Here is a 21,684-nt window from a genome sequence, read left to right on the forward strand (position 1 = left end):
CACGCGGCGGGGGAAATTAGGACAGCCGAACCTTATCACCCAGTTAGGGCAGGCTAACCAAGGTCTTGGTCACTCTTCGATACCACGTGGGTCCGGCCGATCGGGACGATCAGCGGCCGTTCGCTCACGGGATCGTCGATGACCTTCGCCTGCAGGCCGAACGTGTCCAGCAGCAGATCGCTCGTGATCACGTCGCTCGGATGTCCCTGCGCCACAATGGATCCGGACTTCATCACGATCAGGTTGTCGCTGTAGCGGACGGCCAGGTTCAGGTCGTGCAGCACCATGACGATCGTGCAGCCGCCCTCGTGCAGGTCGTCGACGAGGTCGATCACGTCGATCGCGTGCGCGAGGTCCAAATAGGTCGTCGGCTCGTCCAGCAACAGCAGATCCGTGCCCTGCGCGAGCGTCATGGAGATCCACACCCGCTGCCGCTGCCCGCCCGACAGCGAGTCGACCGGACGGTGGGCCAGGTCGGCCACGCCCGTCATGTGCAACGCCTTGGCCACGACGTCCGCGTCGTCGCTCGACCACTGGCGCAACCAGCTCTGGTGCGGGTGCCGGCCGCGGGCCACGAGGTCGGCGACCGTCAGTCCCTCCGGCGCGATCGGGGTCTGCGGGAGCAGGCCCATCCGCTTCGCGACGTCCTTGGTCTTCAGGCGCGCGATGTCGCCACCGTCGAGCAGCACCGTGCCCTGGCGCGGTTTGAGCAACCGGGACAGCGTGCGCAGCAACGTCGACTTGCCGCAGCCGTTGGGCCCGATGACCGTCGTGATCACCCCGGTGGGGATGGCGACGTCCAGGTTGTCGAGCACGACCCGGTCGGCGTACCCGACCGTGACGCCCTCGGCGCCCAGTCGGGCGGCATCGTTGCGCAGCGCGGTCATAGGACAACCTTACTTAATGGAGGCTTACCTCAGGTCGCGCGCTTCACGTTCGCGCGCACGAGCAGGTAGACGAGGAACGGTCCGCCGATGATCGCCGTGACGACGCCGACCGGCAGGTCGTTGGGCAGCACGCTGCGCGCCAGCAGATCCGAGCCGATCAGCAGCAGCGCTCCGAAAAGACCGGACGCCAGCAGCGGCGGCACGGGGGAGCGCAGCAGTCGCATGGTGATCTGCGGCGCGACCAGCGCGACGAACGGCACCGGGCCCGCGGCGGAGACCGCGACGCCCGCGAGCAGCACCGCGCACATCAGCAGGACGGCGCGCACGACTGAGTGCCGGACGCCGAGTCCGGCGGCGACGTCGTCACCGAAGTGCATCGGCTGCATCTGGAAGGCGACCACCATCACGACGACGACCAGCGCGATCGTGACCCAGAGCGTCGTCCAGACCTCGGTCCACGCCCGCGAGTCGAGCGATCCGACGAGCCAGCGTTGCGCGCGGGCGACGTCGCGGATGTCGGCCAGCACCAGCAGCCACGTCGTGACCGCCTGCATGACCGCGCTGACCGAGACGCCGATGAGGATCAGCCGGAACCCGTCGATGCCCTTCTTCCACGCCATGAAGTAGACGAGCAACCCGGTCAGCAGCCCGCCGGTCAGCGCCGCCGCCGACAGGCCCATGACGCCGCCGATCGCCGTGCCGCCGCCCGCCGTCACGATGAAGACCGCGGTCGCGCTGGCGCCGCCGGTGATGCCGAGCACGTCCGGGCTGGCCAGCGCGTTGCGGGCGATCGACTGCGTCAGCGCGCCGGAGATCCCGAGCGCGACCCCGGCGAGGAGACCGACCAGGGCGCGCGGCATCCGCAGGTCCATGATCACGAACTCGTCGACCCGCTCGCCCTGGCCGAACAACGTCCTGACCACGGCGGGCAGCTCGATCGTGAAGTCGCCGATCGAGATCGACACGCAGAAGATCAGGAACGTCAGCGCCGCCAGCACGACCGTGACGAGCACGACCCACGGCCGCCAGACCCAGGACCAGCCACCGACGCGGACGCCGCGGTGCATTTCGGGTGCTTCCGGTGCGGTGGTCATGCCTGCCTGAACTTCCCGAGCCAGACCAGCACCGCGAAGAACGGGGCGCCGATGAGGGCGATGACGATGCCGGCCTGCAGTTCGGCCGGACGGACGACGAGCCGTCCCGCGATGTCTCCGACCAGCAGCACGGCCGCGCCGAGCAGCCCCGCGTACGGCACAAGCCAGCGGTAGTCCGGTCCGGTGAGCCATCGCGCGATGTGCGCGACCATCAGGCCGAGGAACGCGATCGGCCCGCACGCCGCCGTCGCCGCGCCCGCGAGCAGGGTGACGGCGATGACGCCGACGGTGCGTCCGGCCGCGATGTTCACGCCGAGGCCGCGCGCGACGTCGTCACCGAGGTTGAGCAGGTTGAGCACCGGCAGGTTGATCATCGCCAGGACGAGCCCGACGCCGACGAAGATCGCCGCGACGACGATCACGTCCCACCCGACGCCCTGCACCGAGCCCGCGTTCCAGAACCGCAGCACGTCGAGCGTCTGCTTGTCGCCCAACGCCACCGCTGTCGTCATCGCGGCCAGGAACACCGTGACGCCCTGGCCCGCCAGCGCGAGCGTGAGCGGGTTGCCGGAGCCGCGGCCGAGGCTCGACAGCCCGAAGACCACCACGCCCGCCACCCCGGCGCCGAGGAACGCGAACCACATGTACTGGACCGGGTTCTGCAGGCCGAACAGGTAGACCGAGAGCACCACGGCGAACGACGCCCCGGAGTTGACGCCGAGCAGGCCGGTGTCCGCGATGGGGTTGCGGGTGTGCCCCTGGATCAACGCGCCCGCGACGCCGAGCGCGAGGCCCGCCACGAGCGCGAGCACCGTCCGCGGCACGCGCAGCGTCTGCACGATCAGCGTGATCTCGGTGAGCCGCTGGTCGCCGCCGGGATCGCCGAACAGCCCCTGCCACACCTCGGCGGGGGTGAGCGACCGCGCGCCGATCACCAGTGACAGCACCGACGCCACGGCCAGCAACACCAGCAGACCCGCCAGCCCGAGGCGCCGCCGCCGGTGCGGGCTCTCCGGTGCCGGTGCGGGTTCGAGCCCGCGTCGCTCCACGACCATGCTCACGACGGGTTACGTTAGCTTCCGCCCGTCGCGTTGACCTAGGGCACCCTTACCTAACCCCTGGTCTCGATGGCCCTCACGGTCTTCTCGAGCGCCCCGCCGAGCACCTTCCTGCCGAGCAACCCGAGCGAGAGACCGAGCAGCTTGCCCTTGAAGTTCTTGCCCTCGCGCACCACGTGGGCGTGCACGAGCGTCGTTCCGTCGGCCTGCTTGGTGAACGTGTAGGTGTGGCCGGAACGTCCGCCCCACACGTTGGAGTCGACGGTGGTCAGCACGACGTGGCCGAGATCGGACCAGTCGTAGTGCAGGCGTTCCCAGATGCCGCCGGACCCCTCGGTGACGTCGGCGAACGTGTCGCCCCGGTCGTGCACCCGCAGGTCGGCGTCGGTGCTGTTGGGGAACAGGTCCGCGCGGCCGGGGCCGAAGTCGGTGAGTCCCGCGACGAACTGCTCGGGCGTCGCGGTGGTCTGCTGGGTCAGGGTGATGGTGGGCATGTCGTCCGCTCCTCGTGGTGCTGTGTGCAGAAGTCAGACTTCCCCGGCCAGGGGGTTGTTCGCGCCCGTGAGTGTCCCTGGTCCGCGGCGCCCCCACAGCACCGCGGACCAGGGACTGGTCAGGTGGTGCAGGTCGCCCGGTTGAGCGTGACGGCCGAAGGAGTGCTCGTCGTGCCGTTGGCGGTGAAGCCGAGCGACACCGCGGCTCCCGCACCCAGAGACGGGCTGTGCGACGGCGCCGTCACGGTGACCGTGGTGCCGCTCTGGCTGAAGGTGCCGTTCCAGCCGTTGGAGATGGTGACACCACTGGGCAGCGTGAAGACGACGGTCCACGGGTTGGCGGCGCTCGTCCCGGTGTTGGTGACGGTCAGCGCGCCCTGGAAGCCGCCCTGCCACGAGTTGTCCAGCTTCCAGGCCGACCTGCACCCGCCGGTGCCGCCGCCAGTGGTGGTCGTCGTGGTGGTTGTCGGGCCGGGACCGCCACCCGTGGGCGGGATGAGGTAGGGCTGGAGGATGTTCTGCTTGGCCTGGTTGACCGTGGTCCAGTCGTCGCCGACGATGCCGCCGGTGTCACCGGAGTTGGGGTTCCACGACCAGTAGGTGAACGAGATGCCGTTGACGCCGGTCCCGGTGTAGGCCATCAGGTTCTCCAGCCACACCTTGTCGACCGGGTTGGCCAGCGTGGTGCCGAACTCGCCCATCATCAGCGGAGCGATGTTCTGCTTGTACAGGTAGCCCCAGTACTTGTCCCAGATCGCCGGCATGTTCGCCGGGTAGTCCGGAGCGCTGAACCACGGCTGGTTGTAGACCGACGTGGCGTACTCGTGCGGGGAGTAGACCAGCCGGCCGGGCACGGACAGGCGCACCGGGAACTGGCCCGCCTTCGACAGGTTCCCGCCCCACCAGCCGCAGTCCTCGTCGTTGGACGGGTCGCCGTCCCACACGTTCGACAGTCCGCCGCTCGGGCAGCTCACGCCCTCGACGAAGATCAGCCAGTTCGGCTGCACGCCCAGGATCGCGTTGCCCGCGCGTTCGGCGGCCAGCCGCCAGTCGCGGGCGGTGTCGCCGCAGCCCCAGCACGAACCGGTCGCGGCCGGGTTGGTGCCCTCGGCGTGCGGCTCGTTGTGCAGGTCGGCGCCGATGACCGTGGTGTTGCCCGCGTAGCGCTGGGCGAGCATCTTCCAGTCGGTGATCCAGGTGCTCTCCGGGACGCCCGCCGTGTACCAGAGGGCGCTCTGGCCCGCGCTGGTCGGCCGGTGCCGGTCGAGGATGACGCGCATCCCCTTCTGGCCCACGTAGTCGATGACCTTGTCGAGGATCTGCAACGGGGACAGACCGACCAGATCAGGGTTTGTGTAGTCGTTGATGCCGGTCGCCCTGGCGTCGGACTTCAGCGCGTCGTTGGAGAACGGGACGCGCAGCGTGTTGTAGCCGAGCTGCGCCATGTGGTCGAGCTGCTGGCGCCACGTGACGCTGGCCCACAGGCCGTGGAAGGTCTTGTTGTCGGTCTCCATCCCGAACCAGTTGATGCCGGTCAGCCGGACCGTCGCGCCGGTGCTGTCCAGGATCCTGCTCCCGCTGGTGTGCAGGTACCCGGTGCCCGTGCCGCCCGCTGCCACCGCCGTGACCTGGCCGGTCGTGCCGATGGCGACCAGTGCGCTCGCGGCCGTCACAGCCGCGAGCAGCGCGCCAAGAACCTTGTTCCGCCGCTTCATCCGCTCTCCTTTGAGCAAGAGGTTCATGCCGCCGTTCGGCAGAGCGTTCCGTTGAGCCTGAACACCGCCGGTGGGATGTTCGGCCCGGTGTAGTTGCCGACGTAGCCGACGCCCACGGTCGCGTCCGGTTCGATGCGGGTGGATCCCGTGACGGTGACCGCGGTCCCGGTCTGGGCCCACGTCGCGTTCCAGCCCGAGCCCACCTGCTGGCGCGCGGTGGGCCAGTCGAACGTCAGCGTCCAGTCGGAGATCGGGTGGGTGCCGGCGTTCGTGATGTCGATGCCGCCGACGTACCCGCTGCTCCAGTCGGACACTGTGGACAGTCGTACGGTGCAGGTGCTCTGGGCGGGACTGCCGGTGGTGATGGTGAGCGGGGGAGAAGCCCAGGACACGGCACCCGCGGCGGTGCGCGCCAGCACGTTGACGGTGTACCTGGTGCCGGGGTTGAGGTTGCCGACGGTGAACGAGGTGCCGGACGTCTCGCCCCACTGCTCGCCGGTCGTGCCGAGCTGGCGGTGGACCTCGTACTTCACGACGCCGGGAACCGATGGCCAGGTGATCGTCGCGGTCCGGTCGGTGACCTGGGCCGAGACCGGTTGTTCTGGCGCGGCGGGGAGTCGAGCCGGAGCGGCCGGGTGCAGGACGAGCGTCGTGAGCGAGAACGGCGGCAGCGTCCGGCTGAGCGCGTCGCCGTCGGTCGAGGTCGAGATCTCGTTGGCACCGTTGGTGAACGTGTGGACCGTCGGCGAGGCGGCGGACGGCGAGTATCCGGCGTAGTCGATGGCGACCGTGCGTGCGTTGTCCGGGTCTGAGTTGAGCAACAACACCGCGAGATCACCGTTCGGCCGCCGTGCCGCGTGAGCCCGGACCGACGGGTCACCGGAACCCGCGCGGACGAGCTGATCACCGGGTCGGGCGAAGAGGCTGAGCATCTTCAGCGCGTGGTACGGCGCGAACGGGGTGTTCAGCGGCGGCTCGCACGCGCCGTCCTCCAGGCAGGTTCCGCTGGAGAGCAGGCCGAAGTCGTCGTAGTCCTGCTGACCGGCCACAGTGGACGCTCTGGTGGGACCGTTGTGGGTGTTCCACCAGTCGACGGTGAAAACGCCGTTCTCCAGCAACGAGGTGTAGGCCTCGGCCGCGAACAGCGCGCCCGGCTGGGTGTTGCGGCCGTACGTGGTGTTCAGCTCGGTCATGGCGATCCCGATGCGGTCCGCGTCCGGCCCGGCGTACTGGGTGATCTGCCGGCGCAGCAGGTACGTCATGTCGGTGACCTGGTCCGCGCTCGCCATCGTCTCCGCCGCCGTCGATCCGCTGGGGTACCAGTGCACGACGACGAAGTCCACGTGCGGGCCCACGATCGAGAGCACCGTCTGGTTCCAGCTCACGGTGTCACCGGCGGCGACGATCGCGTCCGGCCAGTTCGCCGGGGTGGTGAGCACGGCGCCGATCTTGATCGTCGGGTCGACCGCCTTCATCGCCTGTGCGTAGGCCACGGTCTCCCTGGCGTAGCCGGCGGGACTCTTGTCGGGGTGGTCGTCCGCCTCCCACGCGGAGCCGTAGTGGCCGTTGCCGTAGAGCTCGTTGCCGATCTCCCAGTACTTCGCGCCGTACCCCTTGGTGATGTTGGCGTAGCGCACCCAATCCGCGGCTTCCTGCGGCGTGCCGGTGCCGTAGTTCGCGATGATGATCGGCTGCGCCTGAGCCCGGCGCACACCACCCATGAACGTGTCGAAGTCCGTGTTCGGCGCCACGTACCCGCCGGGGGCCGTGTGGTCCTTCCAGTGGTAGATGTCGCCGTACGAACCACCTGGGTACCGCATCATCCGCACGTCCGCGTCCCCGAGCAGGTCGGCGACCGAGTTCGTGCCGAGCTGGCTGTCCCAGATCGCGTGGTTCACGCCGAGCGCGGTGTCCGGCACGGTGGCCAGCCCCGCCCTCGCGTTGACCACGACGGTGGCGTCGGGCGCACCGGACGCGGTGGTCGGTGTGGCCGGTAGTCCGGCCGCCACGAGCACGGCCACCAGGAGAAGGCGGCGCCTTGCCATGCGCATCACGTCCTCGTCGACGGATCTGGGAGCGCTCCCAGAATCGTGGCCCGGTCGTGGGTGGTCAAGAGGACGTTCTTCGCGTGGTCCACATTCGACCGTCGAATCGAGTCGAAGCGTTGGAGGAGGGCGAAAACTGCGAACGCGGTGTGAGGTCGGCCGACTTGGATTCGACGGGGCCTGCGTCGTCGCTGTCACTCAATGCATCGTTGCGATCTCGGAGGGTTACGGATAGCCTGAATTTGGGAGCGCTCCCAGATCGATCGCTGTTGCTCGATCATCGGAGAATGGAGGCTCAACCATGCGTCCGCGCACTACCTCCGGTTCCGTCGCCAGACGTCGAGGCATCATCGCCGTGATCGTCGGCGTGCTGGCCTGCACCGTCCTCTGGGCCCCACCGGCCTCGGCGCACGGCACCATCGTCGGCCCCGCGACCCGCGCCTACCAGTGCTGGCAGACCTGGGGCAGTCAGCACACGAATCCCGCCATGCAGCAACAGGATCCCATGTGCTGGCAGGCCTTCCAGGCCAACGCCGACACCATGTGGAACTGGATGAGCGCGCTGCGGGACGGGCTCGGCGGGAACTTCCAGGCCAGGACCCCGGACGGGCAGCTCTGCAGCAACGCCCTGTCCCGCAACAACTCCCTGAACACACCTGGCCGGTGGAAGACCACCAACGTCGGCAGCACCTTCTCGATGCACCTGTACGACCAGGCCACTCATGGTGCCGACTACTTCAGGGTCTACGTGAGCAAGAACGGGTACGACCCCACCACCCAGAGACTCGGCTGGGGCAACCTCGACTTCATCACGCAGACCGGCAGGTACGCCCCTGCCAAGGACATCACGTTCAACGTCCAGACCTCCGGCGCCTACCGCGGACACCACGTCGTGTTCACGATCTGGCAGGCCTCGCACCTGGACCAGGCCTACATGTGGTGCAGTGACGTGAACTTCGGTTAGAAGGTCCGTCCGACGTGGGTGCGTGCCCCCGGTGCTTTCCGTGGGCACGCACCCACGTCGTCAGTTGGCGACCAGGCGCCAGCGGTTGTCCGTGCTGCCGTTGTCGGAGTCCTGCACCACCTGCGCGCCCGCGCTGGTGGAACCGTTGAGGACGCCGAGCAGCTTGCCGCTGTTGGCGTTGCGGACCTTGTGGGTGCCGTCGCCGTTGGGGATCAACGTCCACCTGTGGTCGGCGGTGCCGTTGTCCGACCATTGCAGGACGCGGGCGTTGTCGGCGGTGGACATGTTCTCCACGCCCAGCACCTTGCCGCTGTGGACGTTGCGCAGCCGCACGTCGGATCCGTCGGTGATCAGCTGCCAGTTGTGGTCAGCGGTTCCGCTGTCGTGCCACTGCACTGCCAGGCCGCCGTCCGAAGTGGACATGTTCTGGACGCCCAGCACCATGCCGGTGCCGGCGTTGACCAGCCGGTAGCTCGCCGCGCCGCCACCGCCGGTGCTCCAGTAGACGGTGTAGTTGAAGCCGTGCGCGTCGTGGAACGGCCCGAGGTTCACCTGCGTGCCGTTCGCCGTCGCGGTGAACGCCAGTGATGACGTGCTGGTGCGGGTGACGGAGCCGATGTCCAGCGAGGGCAACGCGGACAGGCCGGTGTTGCCGTAGTTGCCCGCCAGCACGGCCGGGCCGTAGGTCAGCGCGACGACGTTGGCGCTGTCGTTGGCCGCTTGGGCGACCACGCGCATCGGCAGCCGCAGCGTCACCACGTCGCCGGACGCCCACGTTCGAGTCAGGGACGCGTAGGTGCCGGGCGTGGCGGTCACGTTCTGCGCGACGCCGTTGACGTTGATCGTCGCGCCCGTGGTCCAGGCGGGGATGCGTAACCGCATCGTCCACGACCCGCCCGCGTTGCCGGTGACGGTCAGTGTCGTGGTGTCGCTCGCCGGGTAGCTCGTGGTCTGCGTGACCGTGATGGCGCGGGACGACCACGTCAGCACCGACGGCGTGTAGAGGTTCACCGTGAGCGTGGTGCCGCTGAAGAAGTAGACGGAGTCGGCGAGCTTGGTGTTGGTCTCCAGCGCGGTGCCCTGGCAGCACCAGAACGTGCCGTAGTCCGTGCTCCAGTTGCCGCCGCCCCACGCGGGACCGGTGTTGCCGCGCCGGTGGCCGGGGTTGAGGCCGGTGAAGTAGCAGATGTTGCCGTGGGGGTCCGACGGGTTCTGCTGGCCGATCAGGTGGTTGAGCAGCGCGCGCTCGTAGTAGTCGAAGTAGGCCGCGCGGCCGGGATCGGTCAGCCACAGCTCGCGGGTCAGCTTGAGCATGTTGAAGGTGTTGCACGCTTCGCACGTGTCGGTGTTGAGGTAGGCGGCGATGGCGTTGGGCGCGCGGAAGTGCTCTGCCTGGCTGTTGCCGCCGATGACGTAGGTGTGCGCGCCGACGGTGATGGTCCAGGCGTTGGCGGCGATGTCGCGGTAGCGGGTGGTCCCGGTCGCCTTGTACTCGCGGGCCGCGCCGATCCACTTCGGCACCTGGGTGTTGGCGTGCAGGCCGTTGAGCCTGTCCTGGTTGGCGGCGAGCGGGTCGAACACCGCGGCGTGGTCGAACCGCTGGGCCGTCGTCAGCCAGCGGGAGTCGCCCGTCTGCTGGTAGAGGTCGGCGAGCACCGCGTTCATGCCGCCGAACTCCGTGCCCAGGACGCTCTGCATCGTGCTGTAGGACAACCGGGCCGTGCGCCAGTCCACCCACCCGGCGAGGCGCAGCAGCACGTCCCGTGCCTGCGTGTTGCCGATGTAGCGCCATGCGTCCAGCAGTCCGGCAAGGGTCTTGTGCAGGGCGTAGTACGACACGGACCTGGGCGAACCGGCCTCCATCGCGTCGAAGTCCGACTCCGGGAAGCCCGACAGATAACCGGAGTTGAACCCCGCCGCCGAGTTGTTCGCCTGGCACTTGGCCAGCTCGGCCACCAGGTAGTTCGCCTTGTCGCGGCACGTCGTGTCGCCCAGGACCGCCCACGCCTGCGCCCAGGCCGTGAGGAAGTGTCCCTGGCTGTGCGTGCGGAACGGGAAGTTCGGCGCCTCCCAGCCGCCGAGCGCGGCGGCGCCGTTGGTGGACAGCCGGTGGTTGGCGCGGAAGTTGTAGAGCAGCCGGTCGACGTCGACGAACCTCAGGTAGGACAGCGTCCGGCTCTGGTTGTCCAGCCATCGGCCCTGCGTCAGCCGGACCTCGGACAGGTCGAACGGGTGGGCGGACACGCCCGCGTCGCCACGGGCAGGGGGCACGGTGGCGGCCTGGGCCGGCCCTGCCATCAGCGACGGTGCCGTGGTCGCGACGGCGGCCACCCCCGCGGCTTGGAAGAGCCTGCGTCGACTCAACGATGAGGACATGAGGATGCTCCAGTCGCTCGGTTCAGCGCTGGATGTTAGCGCTAACTTCACTCGATCGGCAGACGTGGAGTCGAATAGTCGAATGGATGTCGGTAGGCGGCTGTCGGGTCGGTTGAGTCAGCGCGAGCTGGTGTTAGCGCTCACATGGCGGTCGGTCCACTATGGACAGAGAGCATGGTCTGATCTGGTACTCGCGGGCGGCGTCGACCAGGAGTGGGTGCGTGGCGAGTTCGGCGGGTGCGTGCAGCCGTTCCTGGTGGTGTGCCGGCAGGACGCGCCGCGCCGGAACCGCTTCTACCGGCTCGTTCTGATCCCGTGCGGTCATGTTCGGGGTCGGAGTTGCTCGCGCAGACGCCCGGCCTCCTCCTCGCGGCCCTGTTGTTCGAGCATGCCCAGCGCCCGTTGCCAGACCTCGGCGGCCCGTTCGGCCTGGCCGAGCGCGAGGTGGGTGTGGCCGAGGTTCATCAACGTGTTGGCGGTGCCGTAGTCGTCGTCCGCCGTCCGGTACAGCTCGATCGCGCGCTCGTAGTGGGTGATCGCCACCGCGTGGTTGCCGCTCTGGTGCTCGACGCGGGCCAGTGTGTCGACGGCGGTCGCCTCGCCGTGCCGGTCGCCGAGTTCGTGCAGCAGTTCGAGGGCTCTGGTGGCGGACAGGCGGCCCTGTGCGGTGTCGCCGACCTCCGCCGCGCAATGGCCGATGTTGTTGTGCGCCATGGCGATCAGCATCTTGTTGCCGGACTTCTCGTAGTGCGGGAGCGCGGCCTTGGCGTGGTCGAAGGCGCGTCCGTAGTCCGACCGGCTGGCCCACAGCCACGCGGCCGTGCCGTGCGCGTCGGCCAGCGGCAGTGGCTCCCCGACCTGTTCGGCGAGGGCGAGCGCCTCGCTCAGGTGGTGCTGGGCCTCGTCGTGCCGCTGGACCTGGCCGAGACTGCTGCCCATGATCCGGTGCGCGACGGCCCGGTCCGCCGGGTCCTTCGCCGCGTCGATGGCCGTCTGCCACATGGCCAGCCCGTCGTCGAGATGGCCGCGCTGCTGGTGGTACGCGTGCGACACCCTGGCCAGCAGCACGACCTTGTCGTTCCAGCCGCGCCAGGCCGCCGCCTGCTGCACGGCCAGGCGCGTGCCCCGCTCCGCGTCGAACCACACCCGCGCACCGGCTTTGTCCGTGGCGGCGGTGATGTGCGTGCCGGGGGCCGGGTCGTCGAGGGTGATCAACGGGCGGTGCGGGTCGATCAGCCGGTCGTTGGCGTGCGCGGTGTGGACGTGGTGGTCGACCAGGCGGCGCAACGGCTCGTCGTGGTCGGTGTGCTTGGCCTGCTCGGCCGCGTAGGCCCGGACCAGGTCGTGCATCCTGCCGCGGCACCCGGTGCCGATCGAGACCAGCGAGGCCTGTTCCAGCGACCGCAACGTCGTTCGTGCGTCCTCAACGGACAGACCGGCGAGGCTGGCCGCCGCGGTGAGATCGATGTCCTCGCCGGGCGCGATTCCCAGCAGTGCGAACAGGTCCCGTTGCCGGCCGGTGAGCGCCCGGTACGACCACGACAGCACGACCGGCACGCTCACGCTGGGGTCCGCGTCCAAAGCGTCGAGCCCGAGTTCCTCCAGCTGCCGGGCGATGGCGGCGAGCGACAGGTCGGGTTCGGTGAGAATCCGCGCGCCCACGATGCTCAGCGCGAGCGGCAACCCGCCGCACAGCGCGATCAGCCTGGCCACTGCGAGAGGTTCGGCGCTCAGCCTGCTCGCGCCGATGCGCGCCGCCAGCAACGTGCGAGCGTCGTCGTCGGCGAGCACCTCCAGACCGACGGCCTTCGCGCCGAGCCCTGGAAGCCTGTTCCGGCTGGTCACGAGCACGCGGCAGGTGTCGCCGCCGGGCAGGACCGGCACGACCTGGGAGGCGTCGGCGGCGTTGTCGACGACCACGAGCAGCCGCCGGCGCGCGGTGAGGTCGCGGAACAACGCGGCCCTGGCCGGTGGATCGGGCGGAACGGCTGCGGCGTCGAGTCCGAGCGCGTGCAGGAACCCGCGGATGGCGACGTCCGGTTCCATCGGCGTCTCGTCGGGGCTGAACCCGCGCAGGTCCACGAACAGCTGGCCGTCCGGGAAGCGGCCCAGGTTGCGGTGCGCCCACTGCAACGCGAGCCACGTCTTGCCCATGCCGCCCGCGCCCGCGATCGTCGCCACGCCGGCCGTGCGCATCGCGTCGTCCAGTTCGGTCAGGTCCTGCTCGCGGCCGACGAACTGCGCCGGCGCGGACGGCAGCTGCCGCGGCACGACGTGGCGTGGTTCGGGCTCGCTGAGCAGCAGTTTCCCGTGCAGCTCACGGAGTTCCCGGTTCGGTTCGGCGCCGAGCTCACCGATCAGCCGGGCGCGGAGCGCGCGGAACTCCTCCAGCGCCTCGGAGATCCGGCCCGCCTGCGCGAGTGCCCGCATGTGTTGTGCGGCAACGCGTTCGTCCAGCGGGTTCGTCGCGGCACGGGCGGAGACCGCCGCGAGCAGTTCGGGGCCCTGGCCGAGCCGCAGCCGTGCGTCGAGGAGATCGAGTTCGGCGGCGGTGCGTTCGGCGGTGAGCCGGTCGCGGGCCTCGCCTGCCCAGTCGCCGCCGATGCCGGTCAGCGGTTCGCCCCGCCACAGCGTCAGGGCTTCGGTGAGGACGCCGACGTCCTCGGCCGGCCCGCGGGCCTCGTCGCGGAGCTTCCGGAACCGCGCGAGGTCCACAGAGGACTCGTCCGCGACGAGCACGTACCCGGTGGGCTGGCCGGCGAGCGTGACGGCGTCGGCGAAGGCGTGGCGCAACCGGGAGAGGTAGCTGTGCAGCGTGGCCCGCGACCGCTGCGGCGGGTCGGCGCCCCAGACGCGTTCGATCAGCTGCCGCACGGTCACGACCTTGCCGACGTCGATCGCCAGCGCGGCCAGCACGCACCGCTGCCGCGCGTGCCCCAGCTCGACGGGGTGACCGCCGACCCGCGCGCTCACCTCTCCGAGCAGCGTGATCTCGACCGTCACGGCGGCCCTCCGATCAGCTGTCCTTCTCGGCGGCGAGGAGCGACACGACGGCCAGCCCGGTGTTGACGGCGGAGATGATCGTGGTCAGCTTCGCCGCCCTGGCCGGCAACTCGCCGCGCCTGCCAGCGTAGACAGCGGCGGCGGTGTCCGTGGCGTGAATGAGCACGGCCTGGCGCAGCACCCGGCGGGCGTTCGCGTCACCGCTCTTCAACGTCAGCAGGTCCACGCCGAGGACGAGCGTGCGGATGCCGAACATGCGGGCCGGGTAGACGAACCGCTTGTCGTCACCCAGTTCGTCGCCGAGGCTCTTCGCCATCCGGTCGGCGGCGACCAGGCCCAGCGCGCCGTTGAAGATCCGGACGCAGGCCAGAGTTGTCCGCGTGACATCGCCCAGCTTCATGTCGCCACCTCGTGTTGATCACTGTTGAGCCGAGTCTAGGAGAGCCTGGCCGCGAGCCACTGCTCGATGTCGTGCCAGGCCGCGCGCGCCATGCCGTTGTCCCGGTTGGTGAAGCCGTGCCGCGACTCCGGGTAGATCCTGAGGTCGACCTCGCCACCCGCCCCGACGATGCGGGCCGCCATGGCCAGGTTGTCCTCCAGGATGACGTCCTGGTCGCCGACGACCATCAGGAAGTCCGGCAGTCCGCGCAGGTCACCGTAGATGGGCGAGATGTCGGGGTTCGTCCTGTCCTGCACGTGGCCCGCGTAGGCCTCGATGAAGTACTCGTCCGCGATCGACCGGCCGGCCGGGGTCAGCCCGCTCAGGTCGTAGGTGCCGGCCTGGAGGACCGCGCCCGCGACCCGGCCCGCCTCGCCCCGGTCGCGTAGCCGCAGCAGCGTGGTGACGACGAGGGTGGATCCCGCCGAGAAGCCGCCGATGACGAGCCGGTCCGTGCCGAACTGCTCCTCGGCCTGGTCGAGCAGCCAGAGCGCGGCCGTCTCGGCGTCGTCCGGAGCGGCCGGCCAGGGGTGTTCCGGGGCCAGCCGGTAGTCGACGCTCACGACGACGGCTCCGACCGCGTTCGCGAGCCGTTGGTTGCGGGCGTCGTCCTGGGCCGCGGAACCCATGAAGAAGCCGCCGGCGTGGAAGTCCAGGTAGACCCCGCGGGGTGTGCCCTCCGGCCTCAGGATCCGGACGGGCACCTCGCGGCCGCGGGCCTCGACCACGGTGTTGTCCTGGGCTGGGGCGACCCGGAAGCTCCGCAGCTCGTCCGCGTTGCCCGGGCCGCGCCGGACAGCTCGCTCGGCGTTCGTCCGGCGCGACTCCTCGACGTGCGCGGCCAGTTTCGGGTCGATGAAGGTCTCCAGGTTCATGGACAAGTCCTATCGTGTGGCCATGAGCCGGGGCAGGGCGGCAGTGGTGCTGCGCAGGAAGTTCGACAGCGTCCTCAGCTGGACCGTGACGGTGGGCATGCTGGTCACGACCGTGTACGTGCTGCTCTCCCCGTTCCCCGGCAACGGGTTCGCCCAGCGGCTGGAGTTCATCGCGATCATCGCGCCGATCACCTGGTTCGTGTGGATGGTCGGCGCGCACGCGGCGGTGAAGATCTACGGCTCGGGTGTGCTGGTGGTGAACTGGTTCCGCGCGTACTGGGTGCCGTGGGCCGACCTCGCGTCGGTCGAGTCGGAACGCGAGGTCCACCTCGTCACCACCGACGGCGAGCGGATCAACGTCGCCGCGGGCGCGTTCTCCGTGGCCAGTTCCCTGAACGGAAGCCGGGTGCAGCACCGGATCCGGGAGGAGATCGAGCAGCGCCGGCCGGACCCCGTGCCCGCGGAGACCGGGGTGCGCAGGAGCTTCGACCTGGTGTTGTGGCAGTTCGCGGGCGTGGTGGGGGTCCTGCTCGTCATCGCGTGGATCGGCGCGCGGACCACCGCGATCTAGACGATTGGACAGGTGCCGCGGCTTCTCGCCCATGTGCCGGTCGTGATCAGGCCGTGTTCAATCGAGCCCATGAGCGATTCGCTGACCACCGAGGATCTGGAGTTCCTGAGCCGCCCGCTGTACGGGTTCCTGTCCGTCGCGGCGGGGCCGGTGCCTGCGCAGCCGCGGCCGGTGTGGTTCGAGGCCACGGCCGAGGGGACGATCCAGCTGTTCACCGACCCGAACTCGCTGAAGGTGCGCCGCCTGCGCCGCGATCCCCGCGCCTCGATCGTCGTCGCAGCCCCGGTGGGGGAGCGCGAGCGGTGGCTGGCGGTCTCCGGCCACGTCACGGTGGAGTCCGACGGGGCGCACGAACTGGCCGAACGCCTGGCCGCCCGCTACTGGGACGCCGACGACCCGTCGCGTGTCGCCGACCTCGCCGAAATCCTTGGCGCGGACCAGGTCCGGCTCGTCCTCCAGCCGGACGACGTGCGCCGGTTCGTCTACTGAGCCGTCAGTTCCACGGTGGATCCCATTCCGAGCGCATGCTGTGGACGCCGGGTGCCGCGTCCGGCACCACGCGGATGTCGTTCAGGTCCCGCTCCGGTTCCGCCGTGCAGCCGACGCACCAGCGGTCCACCGCGTGGCTGCCCGTCGTCGAACCGCCTTCGTCCGAACTGGACCAGGTGGTAACGCGCTGATCACCTGGGCCGACAGTCCAGCAGTGAGTCGCGTGAGGACGGTGCACGAATCGTTTTGTGCCAAGCGACTTCCGTGTCGGGTGGACGGTCGGGGGTCGTGGTGCGCAGGTATCTGCTGGTGATGTTGTTGTTCATCGGCGCGTGCTCGGCCCAGCCCGCGGCGCCGGCACCGTCGCCGCAGACCTCGGTCCAGGTGCCGACGCTGGTCAACGAGGTGGTGCCGCCGCAGGACGTGCTGACCGTCGTGCGGGACGTGGTCGACGGCCGCACCGTCGAGTTCGCCGACGGCACGAAGGTCCGCATTGCCCTGCTGGCGGAACCGAAGGAGTGCTTCGCGAAGGCCGCGCTCGACTTCGCGAGGTCGAAGCTGCTGGCGAGCTCCGTCAGGTTCACCGTGCTGTCGATCGGCGAGGTGAACCTGGAGCTGGAGGACGGCACCGACTACGCGGTGCTCGCCGTGCGGCAGGGCGCGTTGAAGCCCGAAGGCGTCGACAGCGGGCCGTTGATCGCGGCACGGGACGAGGCCACCGCGGCCAAGCGGGGTTTGTGGGGGCCGCCGTGCGAGGGCTCCGACACGACCAAGCCCACGCCGACGACCACGACGACCACCGCCCCGCCGCCGACCGTCGCGGCCCCGCCGAAGCCGGCGAAGGCCTGCGCCGCCGCCTACCGGATCACCGGGCAGTCGCAGGGCAGGTTCCAGGCGACCCTGACCGTGCGCAACACCGGTACCGAGGCGGTGAACGGCTGGTCGCTGCTCTGGACGGTGTCGAACGGGGACACCCTCCAGAACGTGACGAACGCTACCGGCCGGCAGTACGGGTCGATCGTCAGCGTCGCCAACGAGACCGCCAACCGTCAGATCGCCTCGGGCGGGTCGGTGCAGCTCGGGATCACCGGCACCACGCGCAGCACGCACAAGGCGCCGACCGCGTTCGTCCTCAACGGCCTGCAGTGCGCGGTGGAGTAGCCAGCGAGGCCAGCGGGACGTGGTGCTGTCCGGCGTGGATGTCGCGATCGGGCAACCCACCCTGTGGAACGGGCCGGGGGAACGAGATCTTGACGACGTTCAGCGACGGGATCCGGAAGATCTGCACGTCCTCGGCGCGCACGCCGTAGAGGAACGCGATGGTGTCATCGTTGATGATCTCCGGCGCGGCCGCCAGCGCGTAGTCCTCGGGGTTGCGCATGAACAGCTCCATCGTCACCCAGAACGGTCCGGCGTTCTTGGAACGGACCTCCAGCGCGATGTCGCCGAACGTGGTCTCAGCCATGGGAGTGCGCCTTCCGGTGCTCGGTGCGGAACATCTCGGTGGGGGTGCGGGTGTCGACGACGTGGTTGAGCACGAACTCGTAGACGGGGCCGCGTTCGGTCTCGGCGGGGGAGGTCGCGAACGCGAGGCTGGGCAGGTAGGCCATGTCCGGGGTCGGCAGGTGCAGCATCAACGGGTTGGCGACCTTGGCGACGGCCGTCGCGAGCTCCTGGGTGGCGGCGCGGACCAGCAGCATCACGCCGATCTCGCGCGGGGGACGGGTGGCCGGTTCGAGCGAGCCCAGCACGGCGTCGTAGCCGTAGCGGCGCAGGTCGAACGAGTAGTCGGCGCTGTCGAGGCCGAGGGTCTGCTCGACGCGGGAGGTGAAGACCTTGACGAACAGGTCGGTCCAGTCCTCGATGTTCGCGAGGATGTGCTCGTCGCGGATGGCCGTGAACGACATCGTCTCGTAGCCGGTGATCCGGGCGCCCTCGAGCTTGACCGTGTGCTGCTCGGCCGGGTGGAACCGCGAGCCTTCGACGCGCACGCGCCGTTCGTCCAGCGCCGTGTAGGTGGCCTCGGTGACGTCCAGTTCGCCGGCGGGCTCGCGCATCCGGAACGGGTTCACCGTCTCGTAGAGCATGTGCGCGGCAACGGAGATCGGCGTGCAGGCGGCGTCGGGGTCGAGCGGTTCGATGGTGAAACCGGTGTGGTCGATGGTGGCGAGAACGCCGCCGGTGCGCGGGTTCGTCGTGCACTGACCGCCGCACTCGACGATCTTCGCCGCGTGCCACGCCGGACCCGCCGGCATGCCCCTCAGCAACGGGAGTGCGGCGGCGAGGGCCGTGTCGGTCGCGCGGCCCGCGAGCACCACATCAGCCCCGGCGCGCAGCGCCTCCTCGATCGGTTCGTGGCCCATCATCCCGACGATGTGGGTGCAACTGTCCACAGTGGTCTCGTCCAGGGCGGCGGCCGGTGCCAGCGGATGCACCGCGCGTTCCCGGAGACGGGTCTTGACGAAGTCGGCGCGTTGCCCGCTGAAGATCGTCGCGACGGACAGGTCGAGCTTCTCCTCGCACAGGACGTCCTCGACGATCCCGGCGATCCAGGCGACACCCGAGTCCGTTCCGCTGGTGCCGCAGGACCCGACGATCAGCGGGATGCGGGCCTGGGCGGCGGCGCGGAGCAGGATCCGCAGGTCGCGGGCGACGGCGGCGGCGGTCGTCTTGGCGGTGCCCGAGCCCAGGTAGTGCGGGCCCGAGTCGGTCGAGCCGCCGTCGACGGCGATGACGTCGGCGCCCAGCTCCAGCCCGCGGTCCACAGAGGACTGGGTGAAGCCTGCGCCGAGCATGCCGGTGGGCGACAGAACGCGGACAGCTCCCGTGGGAGCGCTCATAGGAGTTTCCTTTCTACAGCGAGACGGAGTGACGTCGGCTCAGGACGGCGACGCGCAGGATCACGGCGGTGGCGAGCGCGGTGATCAGGGAGATGTCGAGCAGCATGTAGCGCCAGCCGGTGATGTCGACCATCGCGCCGACCACGCCCGGTCCGATGAACCCGCCGGCCGCCCAGCTCACCGTGTACAGGCCCGTGTACACGCCGATCACGCGGGCGGACGGCGCCAGGTTCCACAGCACGACGGCGGCGTTGATCAGGAACCCGGACGCTCCGGCGGCCGCGACGCAGAAGGCGATGACGGTGGTGGTGGGGGTCGGCACGAGGCTGCCGAAGGCGAGGGAGGCGCCGAAGACGACCATCCCGATCGTCATCGTCCGGATGCGCCCGATGCGTTCGGCGAGCAACGCGGCGGGGTAGGCGGCGAGGAGGAACGCGACACCGCTCGGGAACGTGAGCGAGCCCGCCTCACCTCGGGACAGAGCAAGGGTTTCCATGCCGTACGGGGTGAACAACGACCGCGAGGAGAACCAGGCGGACGCGAACAGCAGGACCGCGGTGACGACGAGCAGCCGGCTGCGGTTGGGGTCGCGCAGGATGTCCTTGGCCAGGTCGCGCAGTCGTACCGATGACTCGTCGTGGGCGTCCTCGGTGAGCGCGAGCTGGTAGCCCCTCGACGTGTTGTCGCGCACCCGTGAGACGAGAACCGCCGTGCACACCAGCATGATCAGGGCGGGGACGGTGAACGCGAGCTTCGGGTGGTCGTCCACCATGAACGCGCTGATGAGCGCGGACACGATGACCGTCGTGCCGGAGGCGATCTTCACCACCGCGTTCGCCCTGCCCCGGCGTTCCGGCTCGATGAAGTCCGGCAGCAACGCCTGGGCGATCGGCTTGAAGCTGTTGCCCACCAACGAGTAGACGAAGATGACCGCGATCAGGGCCGGCAACGCGGTCGCCAGCGGGATGAAGACGAACAGCACCGCGGCGAGCGGCATGCCCACCGCCAGATAGGGAATGCGGCGGCCCCACCGCGTGCGGGTGTTGTCCGAGCGGTTCGCGATCCACGGCTGGACGAAGATGCCGAGCAGGTTGTCCATGCCCATGAGCAGGCCGACGATCGCGGTGCTGGCGATGTGCTCGCGCAGCAGCGGCGGTACCTGGGCGTCGTAGAAGTCCCAGGTCGTCTCCTGCGCGAACACGGCGAGCGCGACGAAGAACGTGATGCGCCTGGTGAGCCGCCGGTCGACCGGCGCGGCGAGTGACGACATCGGGAAGCCTCCGTTGGCTCGGGAACGTCGCGGCGACCCCCAAGTTAGGATGCTATAGCAAAATAAGCAAGCAATAGCTTAGGTGCTTGTCGTAGTATCGGTGCTCGTGATGGCCGACAAGGATCCTCAGTCCGACACGCTGGCAGGCCGGGCCTACCGCTCGGTCCAGGAGGCCATCGCCGCAGGTGGCCTGGCTCCTGGCGAGAAGATCACCGAACGCGGCCTCGCCGAACGGCTGTCGATGAGTCCCACGCCGGTCCGGGAGGCCATCCGCAGGCTGGAGCAGGACGGCCTGATCAAGAGGACCGGTCCGCGCACGGTCGTCGTCGCGGACATCGGTGCCTCCGCCGTCGAGGACCTCGCCGAGGTCGAGATCGCGCTGCGCGGCCTCATCGCGCGGTTCGCCGCCCGGCACGCGACCACCGCCCAGCTCGACGAGCTCGACGCCGTTCTCGACGAGGCGGACGACCTGCTGATCGTCATCAAGCAGCGCGACGCCGAGGGCCGTCCGGTCGAGAAGCACCTGAACGTCCTGCTGGACACCATGCAGCGCTTCAACGACGCGGTCGCGGCCTGCGCGGGCAACGCCGTTCTGGCCAGGCTGCTGGAGCAGACCAGGGTGTTCACCACGGCGGAGCGCCGGACCCGCATGCTGGACCGGGTGCTCGCGAACCACCAGTTCGGTCTCGACCGCTACACCAGCCACCGCGCCCTGGTCCGCGCGCTGCGTGCGGGCGATTCGGCCGCCGCGGAGCAGATCACGATCGACGACGTCCGCGGCGGGCTGGCCGACCTGCGGCGCGAGCCCGGCCAGGTGCCGTCAGCGAACTGAGAGCACCGCGTCGAGCAGTGCCTCGGGTGACTCGACCTGCGGCAGGTGCCCGGTGCGGGGCAGCAGGGTGAACGTCGACCGGGGGAACGTGGCGGCGAACGCCTTGCCGTACTCGGGGGAGACGATGCCGTCGCTCTCGCCCCACACCACGTGGACCGGCACCGGAGTCCGGCCGAGCCGTTCGGCGAGCGTCGGATCGGCCATCGCCGGACCGGTGTAGCCGAGCAGGGCCTGCACGTCCGGGCCCGGTCCGGTGGTCGAGGTCTGGTTGGGCTGCGGCGCCTTGCTCGGGTCGTGCCACGAGAGCTTCCGCAGTTCGGCCGGCGAGAGGCCGCGAACGTCGGTGACGGGGTGGCCGCCGACCTCGACGCCGATCCCGTTGGCGATCACCGCGCCGCTCACCCGCGGGCTGCCCAGCAACGCGATCTCGGCGGCCACCCAGCCGCCGAAGGAGTTGCCGAGCACGGTGACGTTCGTGAGGTCGAGGCGGTCGAGCAGGTCGACGTACGTCCTGGCCAGGTCGGCGACGCCGACGAGGTCCGCCGGTTTCGGCGTGCCGCCGAAGCCGGGATGCGTGGGCAGCAGCACCCGTGCGTGAGCGCGTTCGGCGAGCAGGTGGGCGAAACCGGCCATCGTCTGCGTGCCACCGCCGCCGTGCAGCAGCAGGAACGTCCGGGTGCGGTCGAGGTCCAGCAGGGTCAGCTCAGGAGTCATATAATGAACCTTAGATAA

20 protein-coding genes are annotated in these 21,684 nt (G+C 69.8%); 6 read left to right on the forward strand and 14 right to left on the reverse strand.

Annotated elements, in window-relative coordinates:
- Nucleotides 1-53 precede the first annotated feature (53 nt).
- The 6 genes from ACH413_RS20465 to ACH413_RS20490 all read right to left on the reverse strand — a co-directional run bounded on the left by ACH413_RS20465 (nt 54) and on the right by ACH413_RS20490 (nt 7,293).
- The gene (locus ACH413_RS20465) at nt 54-887 is read right to left on the reverse strand and encodes an ABC transporter ATP-binding protein (protein ID WP_360035793.1); all 834 of its coding nucleotides are present in this window, start codon (nt 885-887) and stop codon (nt 54-56) included.
- A gap of 29 nt (nt 888-916) precedes the next feature.
- Nucleotides 917-1,981 carry an iron ABC transporter permease gene (locus ACH413_RS20470; protein WP_360035790.1) on the reverse strand — a complete coding sequence of 355 codons (1,065 nt, stop codon included), beginning with the start codon at nt 1,979-1,981 and terminating at the stop codon, nt 917-919.
- Nucleotides 1,978-3,036 carry an iron ABC transporter permease gene (locus ACH413_RS20475; RefSeq protein ID WP_360036073.1) on the reverse strand — a complete coding sequence of 353 codons (1,059 nt, stop codon included), beginning with the start codon at nt 3,034-3,036 and terminating at the stop codon, nt 1,978-1,980. The genes ACH413_RS20470 and ACH413_RS20475 overlap by 4 nt, the downstream gene beginning before the upstream one ends.
- Nucleotides 3,037-3,092: 56 nt before the next feature.
- Entirely contained in the window at nt 3,093-3,533 is a 441-nt protein-coding gene (locus tag ACH413_RS20480) for a hypothetical protein (protein WP_360035787.1), read from the reverse strand.
- 119 nt (nt 3,534-3,652) lie between these two features.
- Nucleotides 3,653-5,248, reverse strand: a complete 1,596-nt coding sequence (locus ACH413_RS20485) for a cellulase family glycosylhydrolase (protein ID WP_360035784.1) — start codon at nt 5,246-5,248, stop codon at nt 3,653-3,655.
- 23 nt (nt 5,249-5,271) lie between these two features.
- On the reverse strand, nt 5,272-7,293 hold the full coding sequence (locus ACH413_RS20490) for a cellulose binding domain-containing protein (RefSeq protein ID WP_360035781.1): 2,022 nt from the start codon (nt 7,291-7,293) through the stop codon (nt 5,272-5,274).
- A gap of 301 nt (nt 7,294-7,594) precedes the next feature.
- Between ACH413_RS20490 and ACH413_RS20495 the strand changes: the two genes are divergently transcribed.
- A complete protein-coding gene (locus ACH413_RS20495) occupies nt 7,595-8,257 on the forward strand; it encodes a lytic polysaccharide monooxygenase (RefSeq protein WP_360035778.1) in 663 nt (220 codons plus the stop codon).
- Nucleotides 8,258-8,317: 60 nt separating this feature from the next.
- Here the strand turns inward: ACH413_RS20495 and ACH413_RS20500 are convergent, their stop codons facing one another.
- The 4 genes from ACH413_RS20500 to ACH413_RS20515 form a co-directional block, all read right to left on the reverse strand.
- Nucleotides 8,318-10,633 carry a beta-L-arabinofuranosidase domain-containing protein gene (locus ACH413_RS20500; RefSeq protein ID WP_360035775.1) on the reverse strand — a complete coding sequence of 772 codons (2,316 nt, stop codon included), beginning with the start codon at nt 10,631-10,633 and terminating at the stop codon, nt 8,318-8,320.
- Nucleotides 10,634-10,954: 321 nt separating this feature from the next.
- Nucleotides 10,955-13,636, reverse strand: coding sequence for a BTAD domain-containing putative transcriptional regulator (locus ACH413_RS20505; RefSeq protein WP_360035772.1), 2,682 nt, complete (start codon nt 13,634-13,636; stop codon nt 10,955-10,957).
- A 13-nt stretch (nt 13,637-13,649) separates the two neighbouring features.
- Nucleotides 13,650-14,036 carry a hypothetical protein gene (locus ACH413_RS20510; RefSeq protein ID WP_360035769.1) on the reverse strand — a complete coding sequence of 129 codons (387 nt, stop codon included), beginning with the start codon at nt 14,034-14,036 and terminating at the stop codon, nt 13,650-13,652.
- A gap of 35 nt (nt 14,037-14,071) precedes the next feature.
- Complete coding sequence (locus ACH413_RS20515) at nt 14,072-14,950, reverse strand: alpha/beta hydrolase (protein WP_360035766.1); 879 nt, start codon at nt 14,948-14,950, stop codon at nt 14,072-14,074.
- Between the two features lie 22 nt (nt 14,951-14,972).
- On the opposite strand from ACH413_RS20515, the gene ACH413_RS20520 reads away from it, so the two are divergent.
- The 4 genes from ACH413_RS20520 to ACH413_RS20535 all read left to right on the forward strand — a co-directional run bounded on the left by ACH413_RS20520 (nt 14,973) and on the right by ACH413_RS20535 (nt 17,171).
- On the forward strand, nt 14,973-15,521 hold the full coding sequence (locus ACH413_RS20520) for a PH domain-containing protein (protein ID WP_360035764.1): 549 nt from the start codon (nt 14,973-14,975) through the stop codon (nt 15,519-15,521).
- A gap of 69 nt (nt 15,522-15,590) precedes the next feature.
- Nucleotides 15,591-16,010, forward strand: coding sequence for a pyridoxamine 5'-phosphate oxidase family protein (locus ACH413_RS20525; protein WP_360035761.1), 420 nt, complete (start codon nt 15,591-15,593; stop codon nt 16,008-16,010).
- A gap of 35 nt (nt 16,011-16,045) precedes the next feature.
- Complete coding sequence (locus tag ACH413_RS20530) at nt 16,046-16,201, forward strand: hypothetical protein (RefSeq protein WP_360035758.1); 156 nt, start codon at nt 16,046-16,048, stop codon at nt 16,199-16,201.
- A gap of 97 nt (nt 16,202-16,298) precedes the next feature.
- Nucleotides 16,299-17,171 (forward strand): cellulose binding domain-containing protein, encoded by an 873-nt coding sequence (locus ACH413_RS20535; RefSeq protein WP_360035755.1) that lies wholly within the window; start codon nt 16,299-16,301, stop codon nt 17,169-17,171.
- Here the strand turns inward: ACH413_RS20535 and ACH413_RS20540 are convergent.
- Genes ACH413_RS20540 through ACH413_RS20550 form a run of 3 tightly spaced genes read right to left on the reverse strand, consistent with a single transcriptional unit; the run spans nt 17,143 to nt 20,120 of the window.
- The gene (locus tag ACH413_RS20540) at nt 17,143-17,475 is read right to left on the reverse strand and encodes a DUF4387 domain-containing protein (RefSeq protein WP_360035752.1); all 333 of its coding nucleotides are present in this window, start codon (nt 17,473-17,475) and stop codon (nt 17,143-17,145) included. The two genes, ACH413_RS20535 and ACH413_RS20540, sit on opposite strands and share 29 nt — an antisense overlap.
- The gene (locus tag ACH413_RS20545) at nt 17,468-18,850 is read right to left on the reverse strand and encodes an acyclic terpene utilization AtuA family protein (RefSeq protein ID WP_360035749.1); all 1,383 of its coding nucleotides are present in this window, start codon (nt 18,848-18,850) and stop codon (nt 17,468-17,470) included. The genes ACH413_RS20540 and ACH413_RS20545 overlap by 8 nt, the downstream gene beginning before the upstream one ends.
- A gap of 13 nt (nt 18,851-18,863) precedes the next feature.
- On the reverse strand, nt 18,864-20,120 hold the full coding sequence (locus ACH413_RS20550) for an MFS transporter (protein WP_360035746.1): 1,257 nt from the start codon (nt 20,118-20,120) through the stop codon (nt 18,864-18,866).
- 109 nt (nt 20,121-20,229) lie between these two features.
- Between ACH413_RS20550 and ACH413_RS20555 the strand changes: the two genes are divergently transcribed.
- Nucleotides 20,230-20,952 (forward strand): GntR family transcriptional regulator, encoded by a 723-nt coding sequence (locus ACH413_RS20555; protein WP_360035743.1) that lies wholly within the window; start codon nt 20,230-20,232, stop codon nt 20,950-20,952.
- Here ACH413_RS20555 and ACH413_RS20560 read toward each other — a convergent pair.
- On the reverse strand, nt 20,941-21,666 hold the full coding sequence (locus tag ACH413_RS20560) for an alpha/beta hydrolase (protein ID WP_360035740.1): 726 nt from the start codon (nt 21,664-21,666) through the stop codon (nt 20,941-20,943). The genes ACH413_RS20555 and ACH413_RS20560 overlap by 12 nt on opposite strands.
- Nucleotides 21,667-21,684 lie beyond the last annotated feature (18 nt).

Source organism: Lentzea sp. NPDC020367, assembly GCF_044387305.1.
Lineage (GTDB): Bacteria > Actinomycetota > Actinomycetes > Mycobacteriales > Pseudonocardiaceae > Lentzea.

What these genes read in the sequence shown, in the direction of transcription:
- ACH413_RS20520 (WP_360035764.1), top strand. Translation starts at nt 14,973, where the DNA reads ATGAGCCGGGGCAGGGCGGCAGTGGTGCTGCGCAGGAAGTTCGACAGC.
- ACH413_RS20515 (WP_360035766.1), bottom strand. Translation starts at nt 14,950, where the DNA reads ATGAACCTGGAGACCTTCATCGACCCGAAACTGGCCGCGCACGTCGAG.
- ACH413_RS20490 (WP_360035781.1), bottom strand. Translation starts at nt 7,293, where the DNA reads ATGGCAAGGCGCCGCCTTCTCCTGGTGGCCGTGCTCGTGGCGGCCGGA.
- ACH413_RS20465 (WP_360035793.1), bottom strand. Translation starts at nt 887, where the DNA reads ATGACCGCGCTGCGCAACGATGCCGCCCGACTGGGCGCCGAGGGCGTC.
- ACH413_RS20470 (WP_360035790.1), bottom strand. Translation starts at nt 1,981, where the DNA reads ATGACCACCGCACCGGAAGCACCCGAAATGCACCGCGGCGTCCGCGTC.
- ACH413_RS20495 (WP_360035778.1), top strand. Translation starts at nt 7,595, where the DNA reads ATGCGTCCGCGCACTACCTCCGGTTCCGTCGCCAGACGTCGAGGCATC.
- ACH413_RS20475 (WP_360036073.1), bottom strand. Translation starts at nt 3,036, where the DNA reads ATGGTCGTGGAGCGACGCGGGCTCGAACCCGCACCGGCACCGGAGAGC.
- ACH413_RS20540 (WP_360035752.1), bottom strand. Translation starts at nt 17,475, where the DNA reads ATGGCTGAGACCACGTTCGGCGACATCGCGCTGGAGGTCCGTTCCAAG.
- ACH413_RS20550 (WP_360035746.1), bottom strand. Translation starts at nt 20,120, where the DNA reads ATGTCGTCACTCGCCGCGCCGGTCGACCGGCGGCTCACCAGGCGCATC.
- ACH413_RS20480 (WP_360035787.1), bottom strand. Translation starts at nt 3,533, where the DNA reads ATGCCCACCATCACCCTGACCCAGCAGACCACCGCGACGCCCGAGCAG.
- ACH413_RS20510 (WP_360035769.1), bottom strand. Translation starts at nt 14,036, where the DNA reads ATGAAGCTGGGCGATGTCACGCGGACAACTCTGGCCTGCGTCCGGATC.
- ACH413_RS20485 (WP_360035784.1), bottom strand. Translation starts at nt 5,248, where the DNA reads ATGAAGCGGCGGAACAAGGTTCTTGGCGCGCTGCTCGCGGCTGTGACG.
- ACH413_RS20530 (WP_360035758.1), top strand. Translation starts at nt 16,046, where the DNA reads ATGCTGTGGACGCCGGGTGCCGCGTCCGGCACCACGCGGATGTCGTTC.
- ACH413_RS20500 (WP_360035775.1), bottom strand. Translation starts at nt 10,633, where the DNA reads ATGTCCTCATCGTTGAGTCGACGCAGGCTCTTCCAAGCCGCGGGGGTG.
- ACH413_RS20545 (WP_360035749.1), bottom strand. Translation starts at nt 18,850, where the DNA reads ATGAGCGCTCCCACGGGAGCTGTCCGCGTTCTGTCGCCCACCGGCATG.
- ACH413_RS20560 (WP_360035740.1), bottom strand. Translation starts at nt 21,666, where the DNA reads ATGACTCCTGAGCTGACCCTGCTGGACCTCGACCGCACCCGGACGTTC.
- ACH413_RS20525 (WP_360035761.1), top strand. Translation starts at nt 15,591, where the DNA reads ATGAGCGATTCGCTGACCACCGAGGATCTGGAGTTCCTGAGCCGCCCG.
- ACH413_RS20555 (WP_360035743.1), top strand. Translation starts at nt 20,230, where the DNA reads ATGGCCGACAAGGATCCTCAGTCCGACACGCTGGCAGGCCGGGCCTAC.